Source organism: Psychrobacter proteolyticus (assembly GCF_038155145.1).
Classification (GTDB): Bacteria; Pseudomonadota; Gammaproteobacteria; order Pseudomonadales; family Moraxellaceae; genus Psychrobacter; species Psychrobacter proteolyticus_B.
In genome coordinates this window covers 16,124-42,792 of the sequence record NZ_JBAKAY010000009.1, presented here as the reverse complement: position 1 = coordinate 42,792, position 26,669 = coordinate 16,124, and the positions used below count along the sequence as shown (strand labels likewise).

24 protein-coding genes are annotated in these 26,669 nt (G+C 42.6%); 17 read left to right on the top strand and 7 right to left on the bottom strand.

Going from position 1 to position 26,669, the window contains the following annotated elements:
• Positions 1–897: 897 nt before the first annotated feature.
• The 8 genes from V6252_RS11455 (at position 898) to V6252_RS11420 (ending at position 8,700) form a co-directional block, all read left to right on the top strand.
• Positions 898–2,610 carry an acetolactate synthase 3 large subunit gene (locus V6252_RS11455; protein WP_341610582.1) on the top strand — a complete coding sequence of 571 codons (1,713 nt, stop codon included), beginning with the start codon at positions 898–900 and terminating at the stop codon, positions 2,608–2,610.
• A complete protein-coding gene (ilvN, locus tag V6252_RS11450) occupies positions 2,610–3,107 on the top strand; it encodes an acetolactate synthase small subunit (protein WP_057758828.1) in 498 nt (165 codons plus the stop codon). Before V6252_RS11455 ends, ilvN begins: the two co-directional genes overlap by 1 nt.
• A 134-nt stretch (positions 3,108–3,241) precedes the next feature.
• Entirely contained in the window at positions 3,242–4,258 is a 1,017-nt protein-coding gene (ilvC, locus tag V6252_RS11445; protein ID WP_101204856.1) for a ketol-acid reductoisomerase, read from the top strand.
• A 297-nt stretch (positions 4,259–4,555) separates the two neighbouring features.
• Positions 4,556–4,987, top strand: a complete 432-nt coding sequence (locus V6252_RS11440; RefSeq protein ID WP_101204855.1) for a hypothetical protein — start codon at positions 4,556–4,558, stop codon at positions 4,985–4,987.
• 363 nt (positions 4,988–5,350) lie between these two features.
• Positions 5,351–5,563 carry a cold-shock protein gene (locus tag V6252_RS11435; protein ID WP_057758834.1) on the top strand — a complete coding sequence of 71 codons (213 nt, stop codon included), beginning with the start codon at positions 5,351–5,353 and terminating at the stop codon, positions 5,561–5,563.
• A gap of 267 nt (positions 5,564–5,830) precedes the next feature.
• A complete protein-coding gene (locus V6252_RS11430) occupies positions 5,831–6,400 on the top strand; it encodes a DUF421 domain-containing protein (protein WP_341610535.1) in 570 nt (189 codons plus the stop codon).
• Positions 6,401–6,850: 450 nt separating this feature from the next.
• Entirely contained in the window at positions 6,851–7,600 is a 750-nt protein-coding gene (locus V6252_RS11425) for an electron transfer flavoprotein subunit beta/FixA family protein (RefSeq protein ID WP_057758837.1), read from the top strand.
• Between the two features lie 167 nt (positions 7,601–7,767).
• Entirely contained in the window at positions 7,768–8,700 is a 933-nt protein-coding gene (locus tag V6252_RS11420; protein WP_057758839.1) for an electron transfer flavoprotein subunit alpha/FixB family protein, read from the top strand.
• Positions 8,701–8,902: 202 nt separating this feature from the next.
• Here the strand turns inward: V6252_RS11420 and V6252_RS11415 are convergent, their stop codons facing one another.
• A complete protein-coding gene (locus V6252_RS11415; RefSeq protein ID WP_341610534.1) occupies positions 8,903–9,697 on the bottom strand; it encodes an RNA methyltransferase in 795 nt (264 codons plus the stop codon).
• Between the two features lie 105 nt (positions 9,698–9,802).
• A complete protein-coding gene (locus V6252_RS11410) occupies positions 9,803–10,786 on the bottom strand; it encodes a class 1 fructose-bisphosphatase (protein ID WP_341610533.1) in 984 nt (327 codons plus the stop codon).
• Between the two features lie 389 nt (positions 10,787–11,175).
• Here V6252_RS11410 and V6252_RS11405 point away from each other — a divergent pair, with 389 nt between their 5' ends.
• The 3 genes from V6252_RS11405 to V6252_RS11395 are packed head-to-tail and all read left to right on the top strand — an operon-like array spanning position 11,176 to position 14,060.
• Complete coding sequence (locus tag V6252_RS11405) at positions 11,176–12,249, top strand: aspartate carbamoyltransferase catalytic subunit (RefSeq protein WP_114701674.1); 1,074 nt, start codon at positions 11,176–11,178, stop codon at positions 12,247–12,249.
• A gap of 58 nt (positions 12,250–12,307) precedes the next feature.
• Positions 12,308–13,519: a dihydroorotase gene (locus tag V6252_RS11400; RefSeq protein WP_341610532.1), complete on the top strand. Its 1,212-nt coding sequence runs from the start codon at positions 12,308–12,310 to the stop codon at positions 13,517–13,519.
• Positions 13,520–13,574: 55 nt separating this feature from the next.
• Entirely contained in the window at positions 13,575–14,060 is a 486-nt protein-coding gene (locus tag V6252_RS11395; RefSeq protein WP_370587262.1) for a DUF2127 domain-containing protein, read from the top strand.
• A 78-nt stretch (positions 14,061–14,138) separates the two neighbouring features.
• On the opposite strand, the gene V6252_RS11390 is transcribed toward V6252_RS11395, so the two are convergent.
• The 3 genes from V6252_RS11390 to V6252_RS11380 form a co-directional block, all read right to left on the bottom strand.
• On the bottom strand, positions 14,139–15,413 hold the full coding sequence (locus V6252_RS11390; protein ID WP_341610531.1) for a sodium:proton antiporter: 1,275 nt from the start codon (positions 15,411–15,413) through the stop codon (positions 14,139–14,141).
• Between the two features lie 153 nt (positions 15,414–15,566).
• Positions 15,567–17,183 carry a DUF2254 domain-containing protein gene (locus V6252_RS11385; protein ID WP_341610530.1) on the bottom strand — a complete coding sequence of 539 codons (1,617 nt, stop codon included), beginning with the start codon at positions 17,181–17,183 and terminating at the stop codon, positions 15,567–15,569.
• Complete coding sequence (locus V6252_RS11380; RefSeq protein ID WP_341610529.1) at positions 17,176–18,759, bottom strand: YihY/virulence factor BrkB family protein; 1,584 nt, start codon at positions 18,757–18,759, stop codon at positions 17,176–17,178. Before V6252_RS11380 ends, V6252_RS11385 begins: the two co-directional genes overlap by 8 nt.
• Before the next feature lie 256 nt (positions 18,760–19,015).
• Here V6252_RS11380 and wrbA point away from each other — a divergent pair, with 256 nt between their 5' ends.
• A complete protein-coding gene (gene wrbA / locus V6252_RS11375; RefSeq protein WP_114701670.1) occupies positions 19,016–19,633 on the top strand; it encodes an NAD(P)H:quinone oxidoreductase in 618 nt (205 codons plus the stop codon).
• A gap of 140 nt (positions 19,634–19,773) precedes the next feature.
• Positions 19,774–20,223 (top strand): hypothetical protein, encoded by a 450-nt coding sequence (locus V6252_RS11370; protein WP_238069000.1) that lies wholly within the window; start codon positions 19,774–19,776, stop codon positions 20,221–20,223.
• 109 nt (positions 20,224–20,332) lie between these two features.
• Here V6252_RS11370 and V6252_RS11365 read toward each other — a convergent pair whose 3' ends face one another.
• Complete coding sequence (locus V6252_RS11365) at positions 20,333–21,112, bottom strand: DUF3108 domain-containing protein (protein WP_341610528.1); 780 nt, start codon at positions 21,110–21,112, stop codon at positions 20,333–20,335.
• 477 nt (positions 21,113–21,589) lie between these two features.
• Between V6252_RS11365 and V6252_RS11360 the strand changes: the two genes are divergently transcribed.
• Together V6252_RS11360 and groL are read left to right on the top strand one after the other, a co-directional pair.
• A complete protein-coding gene (locus tag V6252_RS11360; RefSeq protein WP_341610527.1) occupies positions 21,590–21,880 on the top strand; it encodes a co-chaperone GroES in 291 nt (96 codons plus the stop codon).
• A 123-nt stretch (positions 21,881–22,003) separates the two neighbouring features.
• Positions 22,004–23,653: a chaperonin GroEL gene (groL, locus tag V6252_RS11355; protein ID WP_101204842.1), complete on the top strand. Its 1,650-nt coding sequence runs from the start codon at positions 22,004–22,006 to the stop codon at positions 23,651–23,653.
• Between the two features lie 287 nt (positions 23,654–23,940).
• Here the strand turns inward: groL and V6252_RS11350 are convergent, their stop codons facing one another.
• Positions 23,941–24,396, bottom strand: a complete 456-nt coding sequence (locus V6252_RS11350) for an Lrp/AsnC family transcriptional regulator (protein ID WP_341610526.1) — start codon at positions 24,394–24,396, stop codon at positions 23,941–23,943.
• 147 nt (positions 24,397–24,543) lie between these two features.
• On the opposite strand from V6252_RS11350, the gene V6252_RS11345 reads away from it, so the two are divergent.
• Positions 24,544–25,461 carry a DMT family transporter gene (locus tag V6252_RS11345; RefSeq protein ID WP_341610525.1) on the top strand — a complete coding sequence of 306 codons (918 nt, stop codon included), beginning with the start codon at positions 24,544–24,546 and terminating at the stop codon, positions 25,459–25,461.
• Positions 25,462–25,479: 18 nt separating this feature from the next.
• Positions 25,480–26,658 carry an aromatic amino acid transaminase gene (locus V6252_RS11340; protein WP_341610524.1) on the top strand — a complete coding sequence of 393 codons (1,179 nt, stop codon included), beginning with the start codon at positions 25,480–25,482 and terminating at the stop codon, positions 26,656–26,658.
• Positions 26,659–26,669: the final 11 nt, after the last annotated feature.

Here is a 26,669-nt window from a genome sequence, read left to right as displayed (position 1 = left end):
TGATTCTAGCAAATAATACTTATCAATGTATATTATTTAATAACTAATAGTTTGGGATAGGCTTTAGAAGTTTTTCTTGACAATAACTCGTAAACCATCGAATATAATAGCAGTTGATTGGTCAGTGAGCGGCTTTTACGATGTTGCCGTGGCACTTGAGAATGAGAACTACGAGTTACTTATCGGTAGCTTACGCAGTTTTATTTCCTTTGTGATAATGATATAGCAAGCATAGTGGCACAACGCCCACTATTGATAGCGATACATTGTCTCCGGACTTATCTGTCTACAATGACTAAGATAAACTTATTATTTGAAATGTGCTAAATGTGTTTTTAGCAGTTGTATCAAAAGCGATATAGTATGCCGTTAAGAGGTTTCACCAAAGCCTATTGTAAGTTCTAAAGATCTTATAATTTAGCATTGGCTATGAAGTTTTTTTACTTGTGTATATCGATGCATCTGTACAAATAAAGTCACACAAATAAAGTTACAATAGGTACTTGCTAGTATCGAACCTCAATAATAAGCCTCTTCTTTTATAGATGCACTCGCATCTTGTCACTGTATATCGATAAACATCCATCACAAAGCTGACCTAAAATACACTGCTATGTTTGATTAGTATTGTCCTATGAGACAGTTTTAATTAAACCTATTGGGCAGATATTCTTGATATGGACAAGAATTAGCGATCATTCAGTAAGTGAAAATAACGACAGTAAGTAATTGTTTTTACTCATAGAACCCCGCAAATTCTCGCCGCAAAAAAAGGTGATGACAGTGACGCAAACCACGCAAAGTCCGAACATGACGGGACATACCCAAACGGGTAATGCCGCCAAAAATTTTGAACAAAAGCAACAACGTCTTGCAGAAGGTAGTGCACAGCCTGTGATGCTATCGGGCGCTGAAATGCTGGTGCAAGCACTGACTGACGAAGGTGTCGAATACATCTTTGGCTATCCAGGTGGCGCGGTCTTACACATTTATGATGCGCTGTTTCAGCAAGAAAATATTGAGCACATCTTAGTACGTCACGAGCAAGCAGCGGGCCACATGGCCGATGCTTATTCGCGAGTGACTGGTAATACTGGCGTCGTGTTGGCCACATCAGGCCCTGGTGCGACCAATACCGTGACAGCTATTGCTACTGCCTTTATGGACTCTGTACCAATGGTTGTAATCGCAGGTCAGGTGCCAAGCAGCCTAATCGGTGAAGATGCTTTCCAAGAAACAGATATGGTAGGCGTATCACGTCCTATCGTTAAGCATAGTTTTCAGGTACGCCATGCTAGCGAAATTCCAATGATTGTAAAAAAGGCATTTTATATTGCCCAGACTGGTCGCCCAGGCCCTGTCGTCATTGATGTACCAAAAGATATGACGGCGCCTAGCGAAAAGTTTGCTTATGAATATCCAGAAGAAGTATTTATACGTTCGTATCAGCCGTCACTCAAAGGCCATAGCGGTCAAATCAAAAAAGCCATTGAAACGCTATTAGCAGCGCAGCGTCCTGTTATATATGCAGGCGGCGGTGTGATTTGGAGCAATGCGCACGAAGAGTTGACAGATCTTGCACATCGTCTGAATTTACCAGTGACCAATACCTTGATGGGTCTTGGTACATTCCCTGGCTCTGACCGTCAGTTCTTAGGTATGCTTGGCATGCACGGTACTTACGAAGCCAATATGAGCATGCATCACGCTGATGTGATTTTAGCTGTCGGCGCGCGTTTTGATGATCGTGTGACCAATAACGTTAAAAAATTCTGCCCTAACGCAACCATCATTCATATCGATATCGATCCTGCGTCAATTTCAAAAACGATTCTTGCGCACGTTCCTATCGTAGGTGATGTGAAGTCGGTCTTAACGGACATGCTAGAGATTGTTGGTCAAGACAAGCAGTTAGAGCAGCACGCATTGCTCGATTGGTGGTCACAAATTAATGAGTGGCGTAAGCGTCATGGCTTACGTTATGACACCAGCACAGACAATGGCATTAAGCCACAAAGTGTCGTACAAGCTCTAGATAAAGTGACTAATAGTAACGCTATTATCACAAGTGACGTCGGTCAGCATCAGATGTTTGCGGCACTTTACTATACTTACAATGAGCCACGTCAATGGCTGAATTCAGGTGGTCTTGGTACCATGGGTGTTGGTCTGCCGTATGCAATGGCTGCCAAACTTGCCAATCCTGAGCGTGATGTGGTGTGTATTACTGGTGAAGGCTCTATTCAGATGAATATCCAAGAACTATCGACCTGCTTACAGTATAACTTACCAGTTAAAATTCTGAACATTAACAATGCGCAGCTTGGTATGGTGAAGCAGTGGCAAGATATGCTGTATGAAGGTCGTCATGCCCAATCTTATATGAACTCCTTACCAGATTTTGTCAAATTGGCTGAAAGCTATGGTCATGTCGGTATCAAAATTACTGACCCTGCGACTATGGAAGAACAATTGGCTGAAGCAATGGCTATGAAAGACAAACTGGTATTTATCGATGTTTACGTCGATCGTAATGAGCATGTATATCCAATGCAAATCGCTGGACAGGCCATGCGTGATATGTGGTTAACAAAAGGGGAGCGTACCTAATGCAACAACAACATCTGATTTCGGTATTGATGGAAAACGAAGCGGGTTCGTTGTCGCGGTTAGTCGGCTTGTTCTCGCAACGTGGCTACAATATCGAAACTTTGAACGTCGCGCCTACTGATGACCCAAGTATTTCACGTCTAACGGTTACGACCATTACGTCACCTGAAAGAATTGAGCAGATCACCAAACAATTGCATAAATTGATTGAAGTGGTTAAAGTGCTTAATCTGACGGAGAACGTACACGTTGAGCGTGAATTGATGCTCATTAAAGTCCGTGCAACAGGCGGTGTTCGTGAAGAGATCAAACGTAGCGCAGATATTTTCCGCGCACAAATCGTCGATGTAAATTCGAACTTATATACGATTCAAATCGTGGGCGACAAAGCCAAACTTGATGGTTTTATCGATGTGATTGGCCGTGAGCGTATTATGGAAGTGGTTCGCTCAGGTGTGATCGGTATTGCCCGCGGTGAAAAAACCCTAAGCATTTAATTGTTTATCAAAACCAGTTTAAACCAATATTTATTTATCTAATCAACAAAGCGCTTATCTTAGTTATTATACTGACTACAGCATAAGCGTTTACTATCCATGGCAAGCCATGATTGAGAACAAGGACTCTATTTATGAACGTTTATTATGACAAAGATTGTGACCTATCTATTATCCAAGGTAAAAAAGTTGCCATTATCGGTTACGGTTCACAAGGCCATGCACACGCGCTTAACCTACAAGATTCAGACGTCGATGTAACTGTTGGTCTACGTGCAAATTCAAGCTCATGGAAAAAAGCTGAAAATGCTGGCCTAAAAGTTGCTGAAGTAGAAGAAGCGGTAAAAGCTGCTGACGTTATCATGATTTTGACGCCTGATGAGTTCCAAAAAGAGCTTTATAATGATGTGATCGAGCCAAACATCAAAGAAGGTGCGACGTTAGCTTTCGCTCACGGTTTCGCGATTCATTATAACCAAGTTGTACCACGTGGCGATCTTGATGTCATCATGGTTGCACCAAAAGCACCAGGTCATACTGTACGTTCAGAATTTGCTAAAGGCGGCGGTATCCCTGATCTTATCGCTATCTATCAAGACGCTTCTGGTCAAGCCAAACAGTTAGCATTATCGTATGCTGCTGGTGTTGGTGGTGGTCGTTCAGGCATCATCGAAACAACGTTCAAAGATGAGACTGAAACGGATCTATTCGGTGAGCAAGCCGTACTTTGTGGGGGTGCAGTAGAGCTAGTTAAAATGGGCTTTGAGACGCTAACAGAAGCAGGCTATGCACCAGAAATGGCTTATTTCGAATGTCTACATGAGCTAAAGCTTATCGTTGACTTGATGTATGAAGGCGGCATCGCTGACATGAACTACTCAATCAGTAACAACGCTGAATACGGCGAATATGTTACTGGCCCTGAAGTTATCAACGAGCAGTCACGTGAAGCGATGCGTAATGCACTAAAACGCATCCAGTCTGGTGAATACGCGAAGATGTTCATCTCTGAAGGCGCAACCAACTACCCATCAATGACTGCGCGTCGTCGTAACAACGCTGATCATCAAATCGAAATCACTGGTGCTAAGCTACGTGGCATGATGCCATGGATCGGCGGCAACAAAATCATCGATAAAGACAAAAACTAAGTTTTATACAGATAAAAGTCTTATTCAGATAAAAATCTGATTTAGATGCAGTAGCCCGTGTTATCACTTGATAGCATGGGTTTTTTTATGCAAAGTATTTGATAGGCGCTTTTCGCTTTGATTTGAATCAGGGTTATTGGTTGAAAACCATTAATTGCTACCCAATATAAGCAGGCACCTTAACATTGGCCAAAGCGACTTTGAGATCAACATTCATTGTTGTTCTCATTCGTTTCTAAGTATTCGAAGCGGATGGATGCTTCATTCTCACTTTCTATAGATAATAGGTTGTATGCTGTGCAAATATCTTATTCAGACTGGCTAACGCCGCAATTCGTATATATTACTCTTAGCGCTGTGGTAGCAGTTTTAATTTGGATAGAAGGGGAGATGCTCAAACAGACCGATGGCAAACTGCCTCAATCTAAATTCTTCAAAGTCAGTTCATTGTTAGATACTCTATGGTTCTTCATATCAGTGGTGATTTTATACGTTATTGATTTGACCCCATTAGCTATCGCAGTGCCTGCAGCATATGGCATATACACGACCTTTGGTTGGATATACGGTACCAAGCTACTTAAGCGCAAAGGCATCCCTGACTCTCCTAAAGACTTAGTCATTCCAGCCAAGTATATTGCCTATAGTCAGTCATTTTCATTGGTGTTTTTTGCGTTATGTTTGCTTGTATTGAGTTCAGCATGGCTACCAACATCGCCATTGCAATAACTGATATTCCAACCTACTATCATCTATGTCGACTTATTTAATTAGTGGTTTACTGATGAAGTTGTAGTACATCTATAAATAAAAACTATTTTATATCAATTAGATATGGAACTGATTACTATCGATGTTAGCTTGCAACAATAGTTAGTATTTATTTACAAAAATCAGCAATTTAGACTGTTCCTACCATGGAAAACTGTTATAATCAGACTGTACTCAAAATATTTGAGGCAAAAAATTCAAATTTTCTTTAAGAACATTTAGCATTTTTGGCCGCCGCATTTAGCAGAAAATATTAGGGTATATATCAATTAATCGGTGATGACACAAGTCTCGCCAACAGTTAAAGAGTCAGGAAAATTTATGTCAGATAAAGTTGAAGGCACTGTAAAGTGGTTTAATGAAGCTAAAGGTTTTGGTTTTATCGCTCAAGACAACGGCGGACAAGACGTATTCGCTCACTACAGCGCTATCCAAGGTAACGGTTTCAAAACTCTAGCCGAAGGCCAAAAAGTGTCTTTCATCTTAGGTGATGGCAAAAAAGGCCCACAAGCTGAGCAAATCGAAGCTATCTAATCTCATTTATTGTTAGGCTAACTGCTTGCTAGAAAGCTTAATAACAATAAGATTATCAATATGCATTGATTACTTTGTTTGTTAAAACAATAAAAATACTGTATCGACTTTAAAAAGAAGCAACCTCTTATCAGGTTGCTTTTTTTATGGGACTTTTTTGGTACGACAAAGTGTTGGTAATGTAAGGTGCTATTGATTTTGACGACTAATATCATCAGGTAATAACGAACAATAATTTAATAAAGATGTAATAGATAAGGTTGTATTATGAAGTGGGAAAACTGGCTTTCAATTGACTGGCAACAGGTGCTCGGGATTTCTTTATCTGCTATAGGCTTTTACGTAGGGCTGATGCTGTTTACTCGATTGATGGGTTTACGCAGCTTTTCCAAGTTATCAAGCCATGATTTTGCAATGACGGTCGGTATTGGTAGTATATTGGCGTCGACGGTATTGTCAGATAAGCCCTCTCTATTTCAAGGATTGTTTGCTGTTGCAGTGCTATTCTTAATTCAGGGCGTTATTTCAGTTATCAGACGTAAGATAAAACCGCTAAAAGCACTGATAGACAATCAAGCTATTATCCTAATGGCTCATGGTGAGTATTTAGAAGACAACTTAAAAGAAGCCAATCTTAGTACTAGTGATGTTCAGGAAGTGCTACGTAAAAATGGTATCAAAGCGAAAACAGAAGTGTTTGCAGTGATTATGGAGACGACAGGTGATATGAGTGTTATCAAGAATAATGAGATTGAACCTGATTGGTCTTTATTTGATGATATACGTGATAGCGAATTATTGCTTGGTGCTAGTAAGAATGGTAAGTCGCAGGTCTGACTCGATTAACTATTCTTATCCGTTAACTTTGAAGAGATAAATAATAACAAAATATTAAGTAAAGCTAAGGCTTAGAATGCTATAAAGGGTATGAGCATCTTAAGCTGTTGAACCATGAAAATCGTGAAACGATGTGCTTATAGAGTATTTATTATAGAGTGTTGACAAATTTATGACGCATTATTCACGGCGTTGTCTTGACCTTATCTGCCTGCTGACGCAAGATACATAGGTCTGATAATAACGGTTGGCTTAGCTTTAGCAGATTTCATTAGTAAGAGATACAATGCTAATATGCTCTTAGATATTGGCTCATCTTTCTTAGTTAACTATATTCTGTTGATGTAGTAATAACCTTGAGCAGTATTTTGAACGACAATTTGAACCACAATGAACCTTTGGTTCTTAACTGACAATTTTTAACTCATAACATTAATAAACGAGGAACGTATGAAAGCATTAGTAGCGGTCAAGCGTGTCATTGATTATAACGTAAAAGTTCGTGTAAAAGCCGACAACTCTGGCGTTGACTTATCAAACACTAAAATGTCAATCAACCCTTTTGATGAAATCGCAGTAGAAGAAGCGGTTCGCCTAAAAGAAGCTGGCGTCATTGATGAGATCATTGTTGCTTCAATCGGTCCAAAAGAGTCACAAGAGCAGATTCGTGCAGCCCTAGCGCTAGGTGCTGACCGTGGTGTATTAGTCGTAAGTGACGAAAAACCATATCCATTACAAGTTGCTAAGATTCTAAAAAGTATCGCCGAAGCTGAAAGCACTGATATTATCTTATTAGGTAAGCAAGCGATTGATGATGACAACAACCAAACTGGTCAGATGCTAGCAGCATTGATGGGTATCGGTCAGGGTACGTTTGCATCAGAAGTGAAAGTTGAAGGCGACAAAGTAAACGTAACGCGCGAAATCGATGGCGGCCTACAAACTGTTGCACTTGATTTGCCAGCGGTTATCACGACTGATCTACGTTTGAATGAGCCACGTTATGCTAAATTGCCTAACATCATGAAAGCGAAGAAAAAGCCACTTGATGAGAAAACGCCAGCTGATTTCGGTGTTGATATGACATCTAAGCAAGAGATTATTAAAGTCGTGCCACCTGCTGACCGTAAAGCTGGTATTACAGTAGGGTCAGTTGATGAGTTGGTCGATAAGCTAAGAAACGAAGCAAAAGTCATTTAATTTTTTAATGATTGAATACTTCGCTACGGCATATCCTGTACAAGGTTAAGAATTTGAAGGCTATAAGTTTGACTGCTTTATTTCATATTAAACGATAGTTGCTCAAATAGCTTTGTACACAAACAACCGCATGAATAGATAATACGAATATATAAAGGACTAAAACCATGGCAATTTTGGTATATGCAGAACATGACAATGCCAGTCTAAAAAAGGCAACTTTAAACACGATCGCTGCTGCTAAACAAATGGGTGATGATATCCATGTATTGGTTGCTGGTAGTGGTAGCCAAGCTGTTGCTGATGAAGCGGCAAAAGCAGAAGGCGTGACTAAAGTACTATTGGCTGATAATGCTGCTTATGAGCATCAATTGGCAGGTAACGTGGCGCTATTGGTTGCTGATATCGCTGGTGATTACAGCCATATCCTAGCGGCTGCGACCACGACTGGCAAAAACTTTATGCCACGCGTTGCTGCGTTACTTGACGTCAGCATGTTGTCTGAAATCTCAGGTGTAGTAGATGCGCAAACGTTTGAGCGTCCTATCTATGCAGGTAATGCAACGGCAACAGTAAAAACGACAGAAGACAAAGTGGTACTAACAGTACGTACTACTGCGTTTGATCCAGTGGCAAGCGAAGGTGGTTCAGCTACTGTTGAAACTATCGATAACGTACAAGAAACTGGTAAAGCTAGCTTCGTTAACGAAGAAATGGCTAAGTCTGATCGTCCAGAATTGACATCAGCTGGTATCGTTGTTTCTGGTGGTCGTGCATTGGCAAACGGTGAAAACTTCACCAAGTACATTGAGCCATTGGCTGATAAGCTAGGCGCTGCTGTTGGTGCATCACGTGCTGCTGTTGACGCAGGATATGTACCAAACGATATGCAGGTCGGTCAAACGGGTAAAATCGTTGCACCGCAGCTATATATCGCAGCTGGTATCTCGGGTGCAATTCAGCATTTGGCTGGTATGAAAGATTCTAAAGTCATCGTTGCTATCAACAATGACCCAGAAGCACCTATCGCTAGCGTTGCTGATTACTTCTTAGAAGCTGATCTATTTGAAGCATTGCCTGAGCTAACTAGCAAGGTTTAATATATAGTCACAGAACTACTAAACGGCTACGGCGTTACCCTCCTTAGATGTACTACTTGTACAGTCTGCAGTCGGCTGCCTTGTATCCGTTTTAGACTTCTTTAACTATATTAGTAGTAGACGTATAAAAAACCCACTATCAATTGGTAGTGGGTTTTTTTATGCTTGATAGATAGGGTTTTGATAGCAGTTATAAAGGACGTTAAGAGTATTGTCTTTGGCGTAAGGTTTCATACAGACATAAAGACCCTGCAATCGCTACATTTAAGCTCTCTTGCCCGTTTGGCTGCGGTAATGCTATCGGCGTGGCACATTGCATTAGCTCGTCGCTAACGCCCTGGCCTTCATGACCCATAATCCATGCCACAGGCGCAGATAAATCGTGCTCGTAAATGATAGTATCTGTGTGTGAGCTAGTCGCCAAAAGCGGCACTTGTACGTGATCCAAAATATCTTGCGTACTCAAGCCTTCATAAATAGTCAGGGCAAACTGTGCCCCCATACCTGCTCGTAGCGTCTTGGGAGACCAAGCTTGAGCGGTCGCACTGGTACATAGAATATTGCGGATACCAACGGCTGCAGCTGTGCGTAGCAGCGTACCAACATTCCCGCTATCTTGTACGTCATTGAGAATTAGGCAGTCTTCATCGATCATCGATAGGCCAGGCGTTGGTATTTTGATTATTGCCATGATATCGATGCCAGTGCCCAAGCTACGAATACTCTCATAGAGTGAGTCTGACAAAGTGAGGATAGGCGTATAAGTGGGCAGGCGAGTGAGTACCTGCTGAACTTCAGGGTGGCTACGCGCTGACTCAGACAGTAGTATCTGAGCAAAAGGATAGTCACTACGTAGCGCAGCATCTATCAAATGGACGCCTTCTATGACTGTCTGACCGTTTTTTTTACGCTGGCGTGCTTGGGACAACAGTGCTTTTACAAGCTTCACGGTTGTGTTCTTATCTGAGGTAATCAGCTCGGTGGGATTTAATACCATAGTGGATCGCTTAGAGAAGAGTAAAGGAGTTGTTTAGATAACCAGCAGAATACCTATTATTAATTTAGCATTCTGCTGGCTATTCTTAACAGGTGCGTCAATCAATTATTTTTCAGAATAATTGACGTGTAAGTCTTTCACGTAATTGACTTCGTTTTTGCTACCGAGTACCACAGGGACACGTTGATGAATATCAGTCGGTTCGATATCTAGGATACGATTGACAGCGTCTGTCGCACCGCCACCCGCGCGCTCAATCAATAGGCTCATTGGGTTGGCTTCATACATCAAGCGTAGTTTACCCGCTTTGTGAGCGTATTTGGTATCAAACGGATAAGTGAACAGACCACCGCGACATAAAATACGATGGACGTCACCAACCATAGCGGCTACCCAGCGTGTATTGAAATCACGTCCACGTACGCCTGTCTCGCCAGCGATTAACTCATCGATGTACTGTTGCATCGGTGCACGCCAGTAACGATAGTTTGAGCTATTGATAGCATACTCACTCGTATCGGCATCGATTTGAACATTGTCTTCTATCAGCACATAGTCAGACGTCTCTGGATCTAGGCTAAACATAACGACTTTATCAGCGATGGTTAGCGCTAGGACAGTAGAGGTACCATATAGCAGATAACCGGCTGCTAGCTGTTTGTTACCTGCCTGTAGATAGTCGCTGTTTTCACTGGTTTGACCTTGACGACCATACGGCAGAACAGAAAAAATCGTACCTACTGCCATATTGATGTCGATATTTGATGAGCCATCTAATGGGTCAAATAACACCAATAGGCTACCATCGTCATTAGCAGGAGTCGCGTCATCGAGCTCTTCTGACGCGACACCAGCACAATGTGCGTTTTTTGCCAATGCATCTAGCAGTAAGTCATTTGCTAGTACGTCTAGTTTTTTCTGATCTTCGCCTTGGACGTTTTGATTACCTGCTTCGCCCAAAATATCTGCTAAAGCCCCTTTTCTGAGCAGTTGTGAAATCGTCTTACCGACATCAGTGACAGTGGTAATCACATCGTTAAGTGCAGGGCTAGTGTCATGTTGGTTTAGATAGTCTGCTAAGGTCGTCATAAGGCTTCCTAATAAATGGTATGGAAAGTAAAAGAACGGATAGGTGTCAAAGTAAAGAAGTAGGTGGCATTTAGCACACCTGAAATAGGTAAATTCTTAAATAGCTAATAGGGCATCTTTGTCCCGACCACAAAATCGGCTACACTATATCTATTGTTATTCATTTATAGTTTTGTCAGAATTATTCTCTATGAGAATACAGCATGTCTACTCACGCTTTCTGATTGTCTGCTGAGGCTGTTTTTTGGTCGAATTTGATTACGGTAAATTGTAGCAAATAAGCGTCAAAATGTCCTTTGTATCTATGCCTATCAGTGATAAATGATCGAACAAAGATGAATAAGTGATTACTATAGACTCATATAAACCCACAATAAAGACTCGCCATTATGTCAAATTCTATCGATAGTAGCGCTACACAACCAGTCTCACCGACTGATTATGCAAAATTTGATCCCAATACGATTCATCAAAGGCTCAATACCTCATTGAGTCGTCCGCAGCTCAATACCGATGGCAGTATCAGGCATTTCTTAGGTGTTGAAGGTCTTAATAAAGCACAGCTCAAAGCTATTATCGCAAAAGCAGAGACTTTCTTTGATGAAAACGGACAGCTAATCAATCGTCCTGAGTTAGACGGCTATACGGTCATGAATTTGTTTTTTGAACCATCGACTCGTACCCGGACAACTTTCGAGGTCGCAGAAAAACGCTTGGGTGCCAATGTACTCAATATCGATATCGAACGTTCTAGTACCAAAAAAGGCGAGAGTCTGCGCGATACGCTGTGGAATCTACAGGCAATGACTGCGGATATCTTTGTAGTTCGACATTCAGCATCAGGTGCCGCGCATTTTATGGCGACAGAGGTGACGCCTGATATTGCTATTATCAATGGCGGTGATGGCTGGCATGCGCATCCTACTCAAGGAATGCTCGACATGTTGACCATTCATCGTGAAGCTCCGCGCCCATTTGAAGAGCTGTCTATTGCAATCGTTGGTGATATTAAGCACTCACGCGTGGCACGCTCTGATATCAGTGCACTGCAAACGCTAGGTGTGACCGACATCCGTGTTTGTGCGCCGCGTACTCTACTGCCTAAAGGCATTGAGCGTTTTGGCGTGCAAGTATATGAAAACATGGATGAGTGCGTCACTGATTGTGATGTGATCATGGGATTAAGAATACAAAATGAGCGTATTGGTTCGCCGCTATTGGCATCCTCAAGTGAATATTATAAGCATTATGGGATCACGCCAGAGCGCGTAGCTCTTGCCAAGCCAGATGCATTAGTGATGCATCCAGGGCCGATGAATCGCGGTGTTGAAATTGCCTCTAGTGTGGCTGATGGCGCGCAATCCGTTATCTTAAAGCAGGTAAATAACGGCATTGCCATTCGCATGGCGGTCTTGTCGCTTGCAATGGAAGGTCAACGTGCTCATCAAGCGGCTGGCAAGTAACAGCCTGCCGCGCGACTTATGCTCATTTATTTCATTTTATTGATACGGTAATAACGTTATGTCTACCATGCTTAATACTGATGCACCCATTCTTGACCACTTACCAAAAGCATTTAAAGATGCATTGCCACAAACTGCAACAGAAAAACTGTCTACACTCAATTCTGGCCGTGAGATGTGGTTATTACCACCACTAGTAGATCTATGTGCGCGCCTGCGTGAGCCAGGCCAGCAGCAACATGGTACGCTAAAATCAGAAGGCAGCGCTGCTCGTGGTAATGGATTTTTGCATGTGGTGACGCCGCCTGATACAAATCCTATTTTAGAAAATGGCTCACTCTTAAAAGGCTTACGTGAGCGCGCCTTGAGTGATGGCGGGATTTATTTGCATATTTTGGGTGCATTGACCACAGGATTAGAGGGCGAACGACCGTCTAATATTGCAGGGCTTAAAAAGGGCGGCTGTATCGCAGTATCCAATGCGCGTAGACCTTTTCGCAATGACTTAGTATTGCTACGCACACTAGAATACGCAGCAACCTTTGGTATGAAAGTATTCTTTTATCCTGATGAGCCAAGTCTGTCTGGAGATGGGGTGGCACATGAGGGCTATATTGCTTCTTATCATGGACTGCAGGGGATTCCTTGGATTGCAGAAACTGTTGCACTGTCTACGCAGCTATTGATGGTGGAAGAGACCGGAATCGCTGCTCATTTTAGCCAGTTATCCTGTAAGTCCTCTATCGAGCTCATGCGCTGGGCAAAAGATAAAGGTCTGCCTGTTACGTGTGATGTTGCGATGCATCAGCTGTATTTAACTGATGATAACCTTGAAGGCTTTAATGCTCAGGCATATGTGTTACCACCGCTACGTAGTAATACTGACCAGCAGGCAATTCGCCGTGGATTAAAAGATGGCACTATCGATGCTATTTGTAGTCATCACGAACCACTAAATAGCACCGCTAAGAAAGCACCATTTGCTGAAAGTACGCCAGGTATTTCAAACTTCGATACGTTTATGGCGTTGGCTTGTCAGCTGGTCAATGATGAGGTGTTAACACTCTCGCAACTGGTAGACAAAATCTGCCTAAATCCTGCAAAAATCGCAGGTATTAGTGAGCAGTATGAAGCTATCGGCGGTGCAGTATTGGTCGATCCTAATCTTGAGTGGCAAGTAACCGCGCAATCTATGCTATCGAGTGGTAAAAACACGCCGTTTTTCAATCAGCATTTGCAAGGACGTGTTGTGGAGACATTCTTTGGCTAATTTGCCCCAACAGGATGACCGTCTGCCGCCATCCTCGAAGGATAAAGGGGTTACCATGAATGGTCAGCAAGAAAAATCGCGCAGTACGGCGAGTGAGTCTATCAAAGCAGTGGCCATTTATGAGGTAGTAAAAGGTATTGGTGCGTTACTAGGAGCAGGGGCATTATGGTGGTGGCATACCAATCTTGAGCATTGGCTGACGACGGCAACCGTTACTTGGCAGCGCAGCTTCGGCCATATGCTTGCCCCGCAAATCGATAGTGCCGTACGTATTGCTCAGCAAGCAAGTAAAAACTGGCCGATGTTTTTATTATTGATATTCGCTTATGCCAGTTTGCGCTTCCTCGAAGCCTATGGCTTATGGCATGACAAAACATGGGCATATTGGTTTGGGGTACTAGGCTACGGGGTATTTATTCCTATAGAAATCTACTATCTGATCGTTAGCCCGTTTGACTGGTTTAAGCTTGGGATACTGGTTTCTAATCTGCTTATTATTATCGTGGTTTATCGCAATATGAAACGAAAGGGCTTGATATAACGTTTAAATTTAAGTCAAAAAATCCAGCATAAGACAAGTATCTTATGCTGGATTTTTTGTGCCTGTTATATTTTTAGCTTATACGTTTGCTACTCTTTCATCCTTACGAATGCTTTTAGCGACTTTACCGACGCTTAGACCTTGTACCAAGATGGAGAAAATCACCACCGCATAAGTGAGTGCCAATAGAATCTCGCGTTCAGCCCCGATTGGTAGCTGTAATACTAGCGCGACTGAGATACCACCGCGTAAGCCGCCCCACGTCAGAACTTTCCATGCGCCTGTAGGCAAATCAAGCTGACGATGAAAGGTCTTGGTCGTCATGCCTACCACGATAAATCGAGCAATCAGCGCAATCAAAATCGTCAAACCACTCGCAATAAATAAATTGCCTGAATAAGCAATCATCACCACTTCTAGACCGATGAGCACAAACAAAATGGCATTTAAAATCTCGTCAATCAATTCCCAAAACAAATCAATATAGTGCCGTGTCTTGTCACTCATAGCTAGCTCGCGACCACGATTACCAACCATCAGGCCCATCATGACCATGGCAAGTGGCCCTGATAAATGCCAATGACTGGCCAGCGCATAGCCACCGATGACGCCAGCTAATGTTAATAGCACCTCTTCTTGATAGCTATCAATGCTTTTGAGCAAGTAATACAAAATTGCACCAAGTACCAGTCCGAATACAACGCCGCCACCAGCTTCAACCGCCAAAGTATGTGCGACGTAGTTGGCAGTAGGGATATCACCGCTAGATAAAATCCCTAGCAGTAGGACGAAGATGACCACGCCGATGCCATCATTGAACAATGATTCGCCAGCGATGACAGTCTCGATGCTCTTTGGAGCGCCTGCTGACGACAAAATACCCATCACAGCAATAGGATCGGTAGGGGATATTAGTGCCCCAAATAACAGACACCAGAGAAACGGCAGGCCAAAACCAAACAACGGCAACATAAAGTAAATCGCGGTCGCAATGAGCATCGCCGATATGATTGTACCAAGTCCCGCAAGGATGCCGATAGGTAGCTTGTAGCGTCTTAAATCACCAATATTGACGTGTAATGCACCTGCGAATAGCAACATCGATAGCATGCCGTCTAAGAGCACTTCGGTAAAATCAAGCTGCTCCAATAAACTGACTTCGTAATCAATCAGCTGATCAAATCCTAAGAAGCCCAAAAATATCGCACCGATTGACAGTAAGATAGAGATGACCATGACACCGATAGTGGTCGGCAGACCAATAAAACGGTGATTGATATAAGTTAATGAAGCAGTAATCGATAAAAATATGGCGCTGATTTCTAGGATAGTTAGGCTGGTTGCAGATGCCATAAAAAGTAAGTCTCATATAAATATAAAAGTAACCAAAGCACAGGGCTTATAGGGACGTTATAAGTGTTGCTAGCTATAGGGATTGTGATTATAAGTAATGTGTTTATAAAGACTGATATTGCCATCTATTTAAACAGTTAATTGGTCATATCATTAACTAGACTGTGTCTGTAACGCTTGACGAATATCCGCTTCAAAATCACTCACGTAATTAAAATGCTTGTGTTGCGCATCGTTATCAAGGATAAATTGCTTGGCTTGTTCGCACATAGCGACCAAGTCATCGACCAGCTCTTGATAATTTAAATTCTCTTCACCAGCGCGCTGAATCAGATGCAATTCATGTAATAGCGTTTGCTGCTGTGCGCTGTTTACCCGTGCATAGTTCAGATTGACCATTGCCTGACAGAGTGCTTTTAAGACCATGAGGTCAGCAGCTGCATAACGACGTATCTCACCGAGTGACACATTAATAAAGTCAGAAATTTTGGGGATATGAGTGACTAGTACCAATATGGCAAGACGCTTCTGTTTGATAGTAGTTTCAGAGCTATCGTTAGTGTCTGACTGCGGTATGTGAAAATGATAAGGGCTCGGTGGCTGACGACGCATCATAATACTCAGACAGCTGGTTAGAGACTGAACGCAATTGACCGCAGTCTTTGGGTCATTGATACCAGGGGATAGAGCGCGTACAGCAATCTCCGTCATCTGACCTAGGCTATAGGCGATGTCGTTAGAGTGCGCCAATCGTTGCTCAAGTCGTAGGCAACCTGCAAGACGTTGCCAAAACAGTCCATCAGGCGCTCGCGGTATTACTGCCAGATGCGGGGTTGCTGTCCTTTGGCGGTTATTTGGATGAGATGCAGGCCGCTGATAAAAGTAGCCAATGACGTTTTTGTCAGTGACGTAATTACCGAGGTTGACATGCATTTGTACCACGCCACCATAATCTTGTGACAGCGCAACCAATGACTCAAGATAAATCTGCTGTAGATAACCTGAAGTTGGTGAATAAATCGGCATAGCAGGCCAGTTTTGGAACTGCTCAATATCATGGTGCTCAGCATCGCGTTGATGTTGAATATCACATCGATCATTATACCAATAGTAAATGTTTGCGATTGCATCGTTGCTAGCATTTTGAATGACGTGTGACGCTTGAATGGCATGTACCATATGCTGTACAAAATAAACCAAGAGCAGCGCACAGATAATCGCCATGATAATAGCAAAGGTCACTGCCAATTGCGGCACACCAAAAGCCACGTCAGACTTATGGATAGACTTTAATACCAGTAGGCTATAGCTAAATGTACCAATAAAAGCGCCAAGGACAAACTGATTTGGAGTGTCGGTTAAAAAGTTACGTAGCAGTCTTGGACCAAATTGTGAAGAGGCCATCGACAGGACAGCGATTGTAATCGAGAACGTCGTACCTGCCACGCCCAGTACCGCACCAGCGATGGCTGTCATAATCGCGCGCGCCGCCTCGTCATCACCAGTAAAAGCAAAGGAGATTTCTTTTACCGTTTCACGATCAAAATGCTGATCAATCGCGACTAGTAAAGGAGCAAGCAAAATACCGACGATGACACAAGCGGTTGGAATAAACCAATAAGAGCCAATCAGCCACTGCCACAAATTATTTAAGCGATTAGGCAAGTCGGTCAGCGTTTGTATTGACCACAACTTAGTGAACTGCTTAAGCCTGTTTTGACTTGCATTGATCGTACGTGCCCAGATGCTGTCTCCATCATTTTTATTCACTGTGATAAGCCTTGGGGTTATCTGCTTCTGTAATAATAGCGTTTTTATGCGCACGTCTGGTCATATCTGTCTCAGCATGACTCTCACTAGTCCCTAGAGGTATGATGGCCTCATTGTCGTGATCGTCATATTCAATATCACTGTCTTTGTCATAAGCCATCGGCTCTAGGTGCGGTGATGCTTCTAGATGTGGATCATTACCGTTGTAAGCACTCTCACCATGTCTATCTAGATTATCATGTCGTTGTACATTTTCAGTGGCGGCAGAGGTTTTTCTAAATAATTTATGGTCATCGCTATGCTTACTATTAGATTGTTTACGAGGTTCGCTATTGGCAAAGATAGCATTTAGCGGCAGATGCAGTTGCTGTTTGGCATACGCTTCAGTATTCTCAAAACGTTTTACCAGTAAACTTAGCCAAGGCTTTTGACCTTCCAATTTCATCTCATCCAACTCGTCCTTGATAGGAAGTGGATAGGGCAAGGTACGATAAAAGTCCCATAACGTCATCCTACTCAGGTCTCTTTTGAGCACATAGTCATCATCATCTGTCATGGTGATAAGATTGCTGTCTTGTAGGTAGTTGATATAGGTATACCATTTCGGCAGCTCTTTGCGACCTAAGACATTGCGCAGTGCTTGTTCGCTAACGGCTTCACCTTTTAAGTGGTGGGTATAGACCAAGTTCAACATATCTAGCAAGCTGAGTAACGGGTGACGAGGGTAGACTTCTTCTGTCTCAAAAATGGTCAAGGTATAGCTAATTTCAACGCCTAATAAAATCAAATTCCACGACAGATAAATCCATAGTAGAAAGATAGGCAGTGCGGCAAAAGCGCCGTAAATCGCTTCGTAGCTGGTAAAGTTAGCCATTACTGTACCAAACAGATGCTTCATTAATTCAAAGACAATGGCCACGAACACGCCAGCGATGGCTGCGTTCTTTGCTGGTACGCGCGCCTTTGGAATAAACCAGTACATACCGATAAAGCCTGCCATCGTAATACCAATCGATGCCATTTGTACCCAAAAGCTCCAGTCGATACCGTAGCCTGCAATTTGACGATTAAGAAAACTCAGACTCTGTACGGTACTGGAAGCGATAAAAGCGGTACCCAATACTAACGGTCCTAGGGTAACGATAGTCCAATAACGCAGCATGCTTTTGATGCCACCAGAGCGATCTTCTACTCGCCAGATTTGGTTAAACGCGCGCTCAATGGTGGTCAAGGTCATGATAGTCGTAAAGAATAAAATCATGGCACCGATAATGGTTAGGTTAGATGACTTTTCAGCAAAGCTATTAATGTACTCACTAACTTGCATGCTCGATTGCGGTAACAGATTGCTATAGATGACATCATAAATCTGCGCTCTAACCGATGCGAGAGCTGGTACGGATGATAAAATCATCAGTAATACCGTTAATACAGGCACAATCGACAGCATAGTGGTGTATGTCAGTGAAGCCGCCTTTTGCTGGCAATTATCTTCAAAAAAATGCCGAGTCAAAAACCGTAAGAACTGAAACCAACGCTGTTGTAAAAACGGGAGTTTTTGAGATAATTTTTCCATGTCGACCATTAAACAAAAGTAAGAGTGACAATAGTGTAACAAAGATGAACGGTTATCATCTGCGGTTTAATTGTGTCAAAATGCACTGCGTGGCACATCAGATACAATATAAGTCAGGTTATCAATCATGGTTATTTGCATGACAGTGAATGACTCGGGCATAATGTGCACATATTCTACAATGCCAGTTAGTCGTATATTTCGCCGCATTTTTGGTGGCTAGTATGGTTAACGATTTTATAAGGAAGCTTTGCTAATGAGTCAGACCGACCCTTATGTTTTGGTGCTTTATTATTCTAATTACGGTACGACTAAGACATTAGCATATGCTATCGCTCAAGGTATTGAAGATGCTGGCATGACTGCGCGTATCCGTACGGTACCGACAGTGGCACCTGAAACCACGTCAAGCAAACCTGCGATACCTGATGAGGGTGACTTGTACTGTACGATGGATGATCTGAAAGACTGTAGCGGTCTAGCGCTTGGTAGCCCAACGCACTTTGGTAATATGGCCGCACCCATGAAGTATTTTTGGGATAATACCGTGACTTTATGGCTAGCAGGGAACCTACAAAACAAGCCTGCATCGGTGTTTACGGCGACAGGCTCTATGCATGGTGGCCAAGAAACGACATTGTTGACGATGATGTTGCCGTTGATGCATCACGGCATGGTTATCGTAGGTGTGCCCTATGCAGAGCCAGCATTGAACCGTACTCATCGCGGCGGCACGCCTTATGGTGCCAGCCATGTCAGCGGTGCATCGCATGATCAGCCAATATCTGCTGACGAACGAGATTTAGGTATTGCGCAGGGTCGCCGTTTAGCGATTACTGCGGCTGCATTAGCACAGGCTAATTGGAGCCGATAAGTAACTTTTATAAACCTGCTATCTAGAGTCGTCTAAGTTTCAAAATCTACGATTCAATGCTTATGACCACTCGGTTATAAGCAAGCACTAACTATTCATATTCAGCAGTATATTATTCATTTAGGAAATCAAAATATCTAATGGCCACAACCCGCTCTAATACAAAGCCTCTTAAAACGGTTAAGCCTATCGCACCTATTGCACAGCGCTTAAAGGTTACGTGGTTAATTTGGCTCGTTTATAGACTGCTCGGATTGCCTATCTTTATTAGTATCTTTAATCCTAGTAGCCCTGATATCGTTGGCGGTATTGCTTGGCAGGCATTATGGCTAGTGCCTGCATTGATTCTGACACCATGGATATTGCGCGGTCGTTCACCTTATGCATTGTTAATAAGCAGTATGTTCACTCTGGTATATTTGGGCGCGAGTGGCGTGGTGTTATTTACTCGCATATATGGCAGTAGCTGGGCAGAAATCGCCGTATACTTAGCGGATTTCTTACTACTACTTGCTATCAATGTTTGGCTATTTATTTTGCTTAAACGTTTGCCTTCGATGAACAACGTTGTGAAGAAACCTCGTCAATAATTGAAGTTATCTGAGCCTAATAAATTATATCCATTAATCTAAAACCATAAAAAAGCGGCACTCCATCTGGGGCGCCGCTTTTTTGTTTATAACTTTAAAGATAAGTAGATTAGTTAATCTTAGTTAATTCTAAATCCATTTTCTTACCATCGTTAACTTGGCTAACTTTAACTGGCATATAGTCCAAGCTTGGGGCTAACCAAAAACTGGTAGAACGGCTATCGTCATCGTGGACGCGGTCAACACGTACCGTATCAAAGGTACCCGCTGGTACGGTAATCTTAGTACTGCCTGATTTTTTAAATGGCGTCTTCTCGATTTTGTCTTTTTTCGCCATGTAGTAGTTACCAGAGAACTTACCGTTTAATAAATCCTGACGAATCTGTACCTCAAGGCTCAAGTCATCAAAGGCTTGTTGCGACATGTTCATAGTCGTCGACTTGCCTTTATAGTTACTGGTGACTTTTTTGCTGCTTGGGTTAAAGTCTAGTTTATGCGTGCGACCCATGCCAAGTAGTTTGTACGTAGTACTTGCCTGCGTCGGATTGACATTGTTGCCATTAATCGTAAAAGTGCTGTTTTGCGAGGCGCTAGCCACACCAGCGACGCGAGCCTTAACGTTATATTTCCACGTATTACCAGATTTGCTTAACGTACGAGTTGCTGTGCCTTTGTACTTGTCCTCAACGGTAAAACTATAATCGGCAGTCGATGGTTGAACAGTTTTTGCGCTAGCTAGGGTAGGTGCGGTCATACTCAAAGCTCCAACGGTAGAGATACTGATGCCTGTTACTAAGGCAGATAAAAATTTAGATGGACTGCGTTTTGCGTTATTAGCATTATCAACATTGTCGCTTGATGACTTCTTGTGCATTGATGAAAAACTCATAGATACCCCTTCATTAAGTTATTGCCGATATAGCAATTTTTTCGTTCGTTCTTATTATGTTTACCAGACCTATAATGGTCATACGCTGTTACATTTTCAAGCGTGGTGTCATACCGCTTCGTGTAGAGCTTGTAGCAAATGTTTCTATAGTTAATTTGGCATTGGTCAAAATATAAATTCAGCTCGTTAATCTCTTCAAATATCCCTACTTTTTGTTCTTCATTTGATTAGCATATCGACTCTATTAAACGTAAGGCATCGATATGAGATGTTGATTGATCAATTTTTGCAAAATAATCTTGTAAATTTTTGGGCTTTACACTTGAACCGAACTCACCTTGCCCCCACTTTTTGTTACAAGCTCAAGGCTTATCTATAAAGCGTTGTTTTTGGCAGTGTTCCCTATAGATACTGGTATTGAGACCATTAATTCAAATAAACCCTTAATTTTATTAACCAACTTTTGGAGTCATATCGATGAACATTCGTCCTTTACATGACCGTATTGTCGTCCGCCGCATAGAAGAAGAAACAAAGACAGCTGGTGGTATCTTGCTTCCTGGTTCAGCACAAGAGAAACCTTCACAAGGTGAAGTGCTTGCAATTGGTAATGGTCAAGTTCGTGACAACGGTGAAACTCGTGCGTTAGATGTAAAAGCTGGCGACAAAGTTTTGTTCGGTCAATATGCTGGTCAAACCGTAAAGGTTGACGGTGAAGAACTATTGATTATGAAAGAGTCTGATGTATTGGGTGTGCTAGAAGGCTAGTCCTTTTGAGTATTATTTTATACTCAGCACATTTTGATAGCAGTTTCTAATAATCGCTTTTGATAAGCAACTATCAAATCAATCAATTGTATTCTCATACTTATAATAGTGGAGTAATTTAACATGGCAAAAGACGTAAAATTCGGCATTGATGCCCGTAAACAAATGATGGACGGCGTAAACGTTCTAGCAAATGCAGTACGTGTAACATTAGGCCCTAAAGGTCGTAACGTTGTTATCGACAAATCATTTGGCGCACCTACCATCACTAAAGATGGTGTTTCAGTTGCCAAAGAAATCGAGCTAGAAAACAAATTTGAAAACATGGGTGCACAGCTGGTACGTGAAGTGGCTAGTCGCACTAATGATGTCGCTGGTGATGGTACAACCACTGCAACTGTATTGGCTCAGTCAATCCTACAAGAAGGCATGAAGTCAGTTGCTGCTGGTATGAACCCAATGGATCTTAAGCGCGGTATCGACAAGGCGGTACGTGAAGCGGTTAAAGAAATCCATAAACTATCAACGCCAGCTGACGATCACAAAGCAATCGCTCAAGTTGGTTCTATTTCTGCAAACTCAGACACCAAAATCGGTGAGCTGATCTCGCAAGCGATGGAAAAAGTAGGCAAGCAAGGCGTTATCACTGTCGAAGAAGGTTCAAGCTTCGAAGATACCCTAGAAGTTGTAGAAGGTATGCAGTTTGACCGTGGTTATATCAGCCCATATTTTGCTAACAAGCAAGACAGCCTAACTGCTGAATTTGAAAACCCATATATCTTGCTAGTTGACAAAAAAATCAGCAACATCCGCGAGATCGTGCCATTACTTGAGCAAGTAATGCAACAGAGCAAGCCGTTGCTAATCATCGCTGAAGATGTAGAAAACGAAGCACTAGCGACACTAGTTGTAAACAACATGCGTGGCGGCTTAAAAACTTGTGCTGTTAAAGCACCAGGTTTCGGCGATCGTCGTAAAGCAATGTTAGAAGACATCGCAACGCTAACTGGCGGTACTGTAATCTCTGAAGAGATTGGCCTAAGCTTAGAGACTGCTACCCTAGAGCAACTTGGTACTGCTAAGAAAGTGACTGTCGGTAAAGAAAACACCGTTATCGTTGATGGTGCTGGCAACAAAGCTGACATCGAAAACCGTGTTGAGTCTATCAACCGTCAAATCGAAGAGTCTACTTCTGACTATGATAAAGAAAAGCTACAAGAGCGTGTTGCTAAACTGGCAGGTGGCGTAGCAGTAATCAAAGTCGGCGCAGCAACCGAAACAGAAATGAAAGAGAAGAAAGACCGTGTTGACGATGCGCTACATGCAACTCGTGCAGCGGTTGAAGAAGGCGTTGTACCTGGCGGCGGTGTTGCCTTAGTTCGTGCGATGAATGCATTGTCTGAACTACGCGGCGATAACGATGATCAAAACGCTGGTATGAACATCCTACGTCGCGCGATGGAAGCACCACTACGTCAAATCGTAACCAACGCTGGCGAAGAAGCTTCAGTTGTGGTTAACGAAGTGAAGAGTGGCAGTGGTAACTACGGTTACAACGCAGCAACTGGTGAATATGGCGATATGCTAGAGATGGGTATCCTTGATCCAGCTAAAGTTGCTCGTTCAGCACTAGAAAACGCTGCATCTGTTGCAGGCCTAATGCTAACGACTGAAGTTATGATCACTGATTTACCGCAAGGTGATGACGGTATGGCTGCTATGGGCGGCGGTGCTGGAATGGGCGGTATGGGTGGAATGGGCGGCATGATGTAATTTTACTTCTGCTGCAAAGCGATTTATCTTTGTCAGATACGCTCAATGTACAACAAGTACTATTTTTGCTTATCTTCCTCGGTAAATCGCTTTTCGCTAAAAATATGATTTTGTCATAAAGTATATTTGACTATTAAAAGCTCTGTTATCGAAAGATAGCAGGGCTTTTTTATGCTCGATAATAAAGTTATGTAATCATTCAAATTAACCAGCTATTTATAATTATCTTAATGCACTTAACGTAAGTGAAGGCCGTGCTCGACGTTGCTCATTAGTATAAAAGAATCTCACACAAAAATAGGTAAAGTTGTCTTATTGATTACCTTTCTCACCGATAAATGAGTGTGAATGTCTTTTACGCTAGCAAGCTTGTGTAGCTTACGGGTGAACCGCTCATAACCATCGAGATTGGGGCTCACCACTTCTAATAAATAATCATAAGAACCCGACACCACATGTCCATTGATTACCTCGTCCATATCGGACAGAGCGCGTTCGAAGGCTGCGATAGATTCTTCTTGGTGGCTGTTGAGACTGACCTCCACAAAGAAACTCATTGCAATACCCGCCTTGGCTTTATTTACGTTTGCTTGATAGTTCTCTATATAGCCTTCGTCCTCCAAACGTTTGAGGCGTCGCGCGCAAGGAGACGGTGACAGTCCTATACGCTCGGACAGTTCCGCCGTAGATAAACGCGCTTCTTTCTGGAGCACTTCCAAGATATGGCGATCGATTTTGTCCATAATTTACCTTTTGGCTTTTTAAGCCAATAATTTTTATTTAATTAGCATTATCCATCAAATATTTGCAAAATTGCAATGAATAAATAGAGATAAAAGCGCGTATTTTAATTGATAATTGGTCTTTGTATACCAGCATAAGACACGACTATGAATACGATATTCCACCCCTCATCGCGCAAAAATCCTTTGTTTGTAATGTCGCCACTAACCAAAGGCTATGTGGCAATGAGCGTTGTCTTATTGATTTGGTCAGGCTTTGCGTTGACTGTGCGAGCGGTTGGAGCATCGTCGCTAAGTATTGCGGATGTTATGCTCATTCGCTTTAGTGTGCCGCTGGTCTTGTTGACTCCTTGGGTACTCTCTAGTTGGCATGAAATCAAAAATATAAGACTGCCAGATATCATGTTCGTTTTACTTGGTGGCGTGCCTTTTCTTTTATTAGCCGCTTTTGGTGCAAGTACGGTACCAGCAGCTTACGTTGGTACTATTTTGACAGGTACGCCAGTCTTCTTTGCCGCAATATTGTCTTTTATTTTTTATCGTCAACGAATATCATTAAGAAAATTTGCCGCATTGATCCTTATTCTCTTTGGTATCGCTACTATGATTGGCGGGCGTGCACAGTCAATACCTAATAGTCTTCTGTACGGTGTGGGGTTACTGTTGATGGCAAGCCTGATTTGGGCGGGTTATACCTTGGGATTAAAAAGCACCAAGTTAAGTCCAATAGCTATCGCTATCGTGCTCTCTTATACCTCGTTTTTTCTGACATTGCTGATGGTTCTGTCTGGTATTGTGGAGACCAATATAGGTTCTGTATCTTTTGATGAAGCGCTTCCGTTTATCCTAGTACAAGGACTTGGTGTAGGGGTGGTATCAACCATTGCGTTTTCTTATGCAGTAAAACAATTGGGCTCCATTCGTACCTTATTACTTGGCTCTTTATCCCCAGGATTAACCGCTATACTAGCCACGCTGATACTTAATGAGTCTCTATCAGTTATCATGATATGCGGCATCGTACTCAGTACCATTGGTGTCATTTTGTCCAATCGAGCGACATAAACTAATTAAGGAAGTATCATGATGTTAGATAATATGCCTGTTATCAATGGTGATCCACTGTGGGCATTGTTAGGTAGGTTTCGCGCTGACCAACGCAAACATAAAATAGATCTATTGGTTGGTGTCTATCGAGACGAGCATGGCAATACGCCTGTGATGAAAACCGTGCAAGACGCAGAAATACATCTTGCTCACCAAGCGCATTCAAAAGCTTATGGCATGTTATCGGGCAACGCTAATTTTAACCAGCAAATGGCAAAATTTGTACTGGGTGACAGTCCAAGTCTAAAAAACCAATGCACGATTCAAACGATTGGGGCATCAGGTGCGTTACGACTCATTGCGGATTTGATCGCCACGCTCTCTCCAGATTCAACTGTTTGGATCAGTGACCCTGGCTATATCAATCATCGTCCGCTGATGGAAGGTGCTGGGTTAACGGTTGATACGTATCCATGGCAAAATAAAAATGGCCAGTTAGACATTGATGCGTGTTTTGCCGCGCTAGAAAAAGCAAAAGAAGGAGACGTGCTGTTATTACATGCGTGCTGCCATAATCCTACCGGTATAGATCCTTCTTTAGAGCAGTGGCAACTGTTCTCTGATAAATGTAAACAGAAAAATATTGTCCCATTTATTGATATGGCGTATCAAGGTTTTGGAGATGATCCTGATACAGATGCTGCAGGGCTTCGTCTAATCATTGAAGACGCTGATTTTGCATTTATCGCCGCCAGCTGTTCAAAAAACATGGGACTATACAATGAGCGTACGGGTATTGCCACGGTAATGACGACGAACCATGAACGCCATGCAGATATACAGACACTCTTAGAAACTATCACACGCGCCAATTACTCCATGCCGCCCAATCACGGTGCCGCAGTGGCTTCTTATTTGCTAGACAAACCAGACGCTTGGCTAGACGAACTGGCAAGCTACCGTAGTAGGGTAGATACTATTCGCCAAGCATTAGGCGCAGCATTAAAAGATAGGGGTGCACCTGCAGAGTTTTTGGACATCTCGCACCAAAAAGGCATGTTTTCTCTATTACCGCTAACAGAAAATCAAATGCTGATATTGCAAGATGAGTTCGCGATTTACGGCATGCCAAATGGCAGAATCAATATTGCCGGTTTGAAAATGACGGAAATCCCTCAACTGGCTGACGCTATCATGTCGATTATTTCACGTTAAAGAATAATTTT

Bases quoted from the DNA above. Each gene is read 5' to 3' on its own strand.
- ilvC (WP_101204856.1), top strand. From the start codon at position 3,242: ATGAACGTTTATTATGACAAAGATTGTGACCTATCTATTATCCAAGGT.
- V6252_RS11365 (WP_341610528.1), bottom strand. From the start codon at position 21,112: ATGAGTTTTTCATCAATGCACAAGAAGTCATCAAGCGACAATGTTGAT.
- wrbA (WP_114701670.1), top strand. From the start codon at position 19,016: ATGAGTCAGACCGACCCTTATGTTTTGGTGCTTTATTATTCTAATTAC.
- V6252_RS11340 (WP_341610524.1), top strand. From the start codon at position 25,480: ATGATGTTAGATAATATGCCTGTTATCAATGGTGATCCACTGTGGGCA.
- V6252_RS11360 (WP_341610527.1), top strand. From the start codon at position 21,590: ATGAACATTCGTCCTTTACATGACCGTATTGTCGTCCGCCGCATAGAA.
- ilvN (WP_057758828.1), top strand. From the start codon at position 2,610: ATGCAACAACAACATCTGATTTCGGTATTGATGGAAAACGAAGCGGGT.
- V6252_RS11420 (WP_057758839.1), top strand. From the start codon at position 7,768: ATGGCAATTTTGGTATATGCAGAACATGACAATGCCAGTCTAAAAAAG.
- V6252_RS11415 (WP_341610534.1), bottom strand. From the start codon at position 9,697: ATGGTATTAAATCCCACCGAGCTGATTACCTCAGATAAGAACACAACC.
- V6252_RS11390 (WP_341610531.1), bottom strand. From the start codon at position 15,413: ATGGCATCTGCAACCAGCCTAACTATCCTAGAAATCAGCGCCATATTT.
- V6252_RS11345 (WP_341610525.1), top strand. From the start codon at position 24,544: ATGAATACGATATTCCACCCCTCATCGCGCAAAAATCCTTTGTTTGTA.
- groL (WP_101204842.1), top strand. From the start codon at position 22,004: ATGGCAAAAGACGTAAAATTCGGCATTGATGCCCGTAAACAAATGATG.
- V6252_RS11370 (WP_238069000.1), top strand. From the start codon at position 19,774: ATGGCCACAACCCGCTCTAATACAAAGCCTCTTAAAACGGTTAAGCCT.
- V6252_RS11380 (WP_341610529.1), bottom strand. From the start codon at position 18,759: ATGGAAAAATTATCTCAAAAACTCCCGTTTTTACAACAGCGTTGGTTT.
- V6252_RS11455 (WP_341610582.1), top strand. From the start codon at position 898: ATGCTATCGGGCGCTGAAATGCTGGTGCAAGCACTGACTGACGAAGGT.
- V6252_RS11400 (WP_341610532.1), top strand. From the start codon at position 12,308: ATGTCTACCATGCTTAATACTGATGCACCCATTCTTGACCACTTACCA.
- V6252_RS11425 (WP_057758837.1), top strand. From the start codon at position 6,851: ATGAAAGCATTAGTAGCGGTCAAGCGTGTCATTGATTATAACGTAAAA.
- V6252_RS11410 (WP_341610533.1), bottom strand. From the start codon at position 10,786: ATGACGACCTTAGCAGACTATCTAAACCAACATGACACTAGCCCTGCA.
- V6252_RS11350 (WP_341610526.1), bottom strand. From the start codon at position 24,396: ATGGACAAAATCGATCGCCATATCTTGGAAGTGCTCCAGAAAGAAGCG.
- V6252_RS11395 (WP_370587262.1), top strand. From the start codon at position 13,575: ATGAATGGTCAGCAAGAAAAATCGCGCAGTACGGCGAGTGAGTCTATC.
- V6252_RS11435 (WP_057758834.1), top strand. From the start codon at position 5,351: ATGTCAGATAAAGTTGAAGGCACTGTAAAGTGGTTTAATGAAGCTAAA.
- V6252_RS11430 (WP_341610535.1), top strand. From the start codon at position 5,831: ATGAAGTGGGAAAACTGGCTTTCAATTGACTGGCAACAGGTGCTCGGG.
- V6252_RS11405 (WP_114701674.1), top strand. From the start codon at position 11,176: ATGTCAAATTCTATCGATAGTAGCGCTACACAACCAGTCTCACCGACT.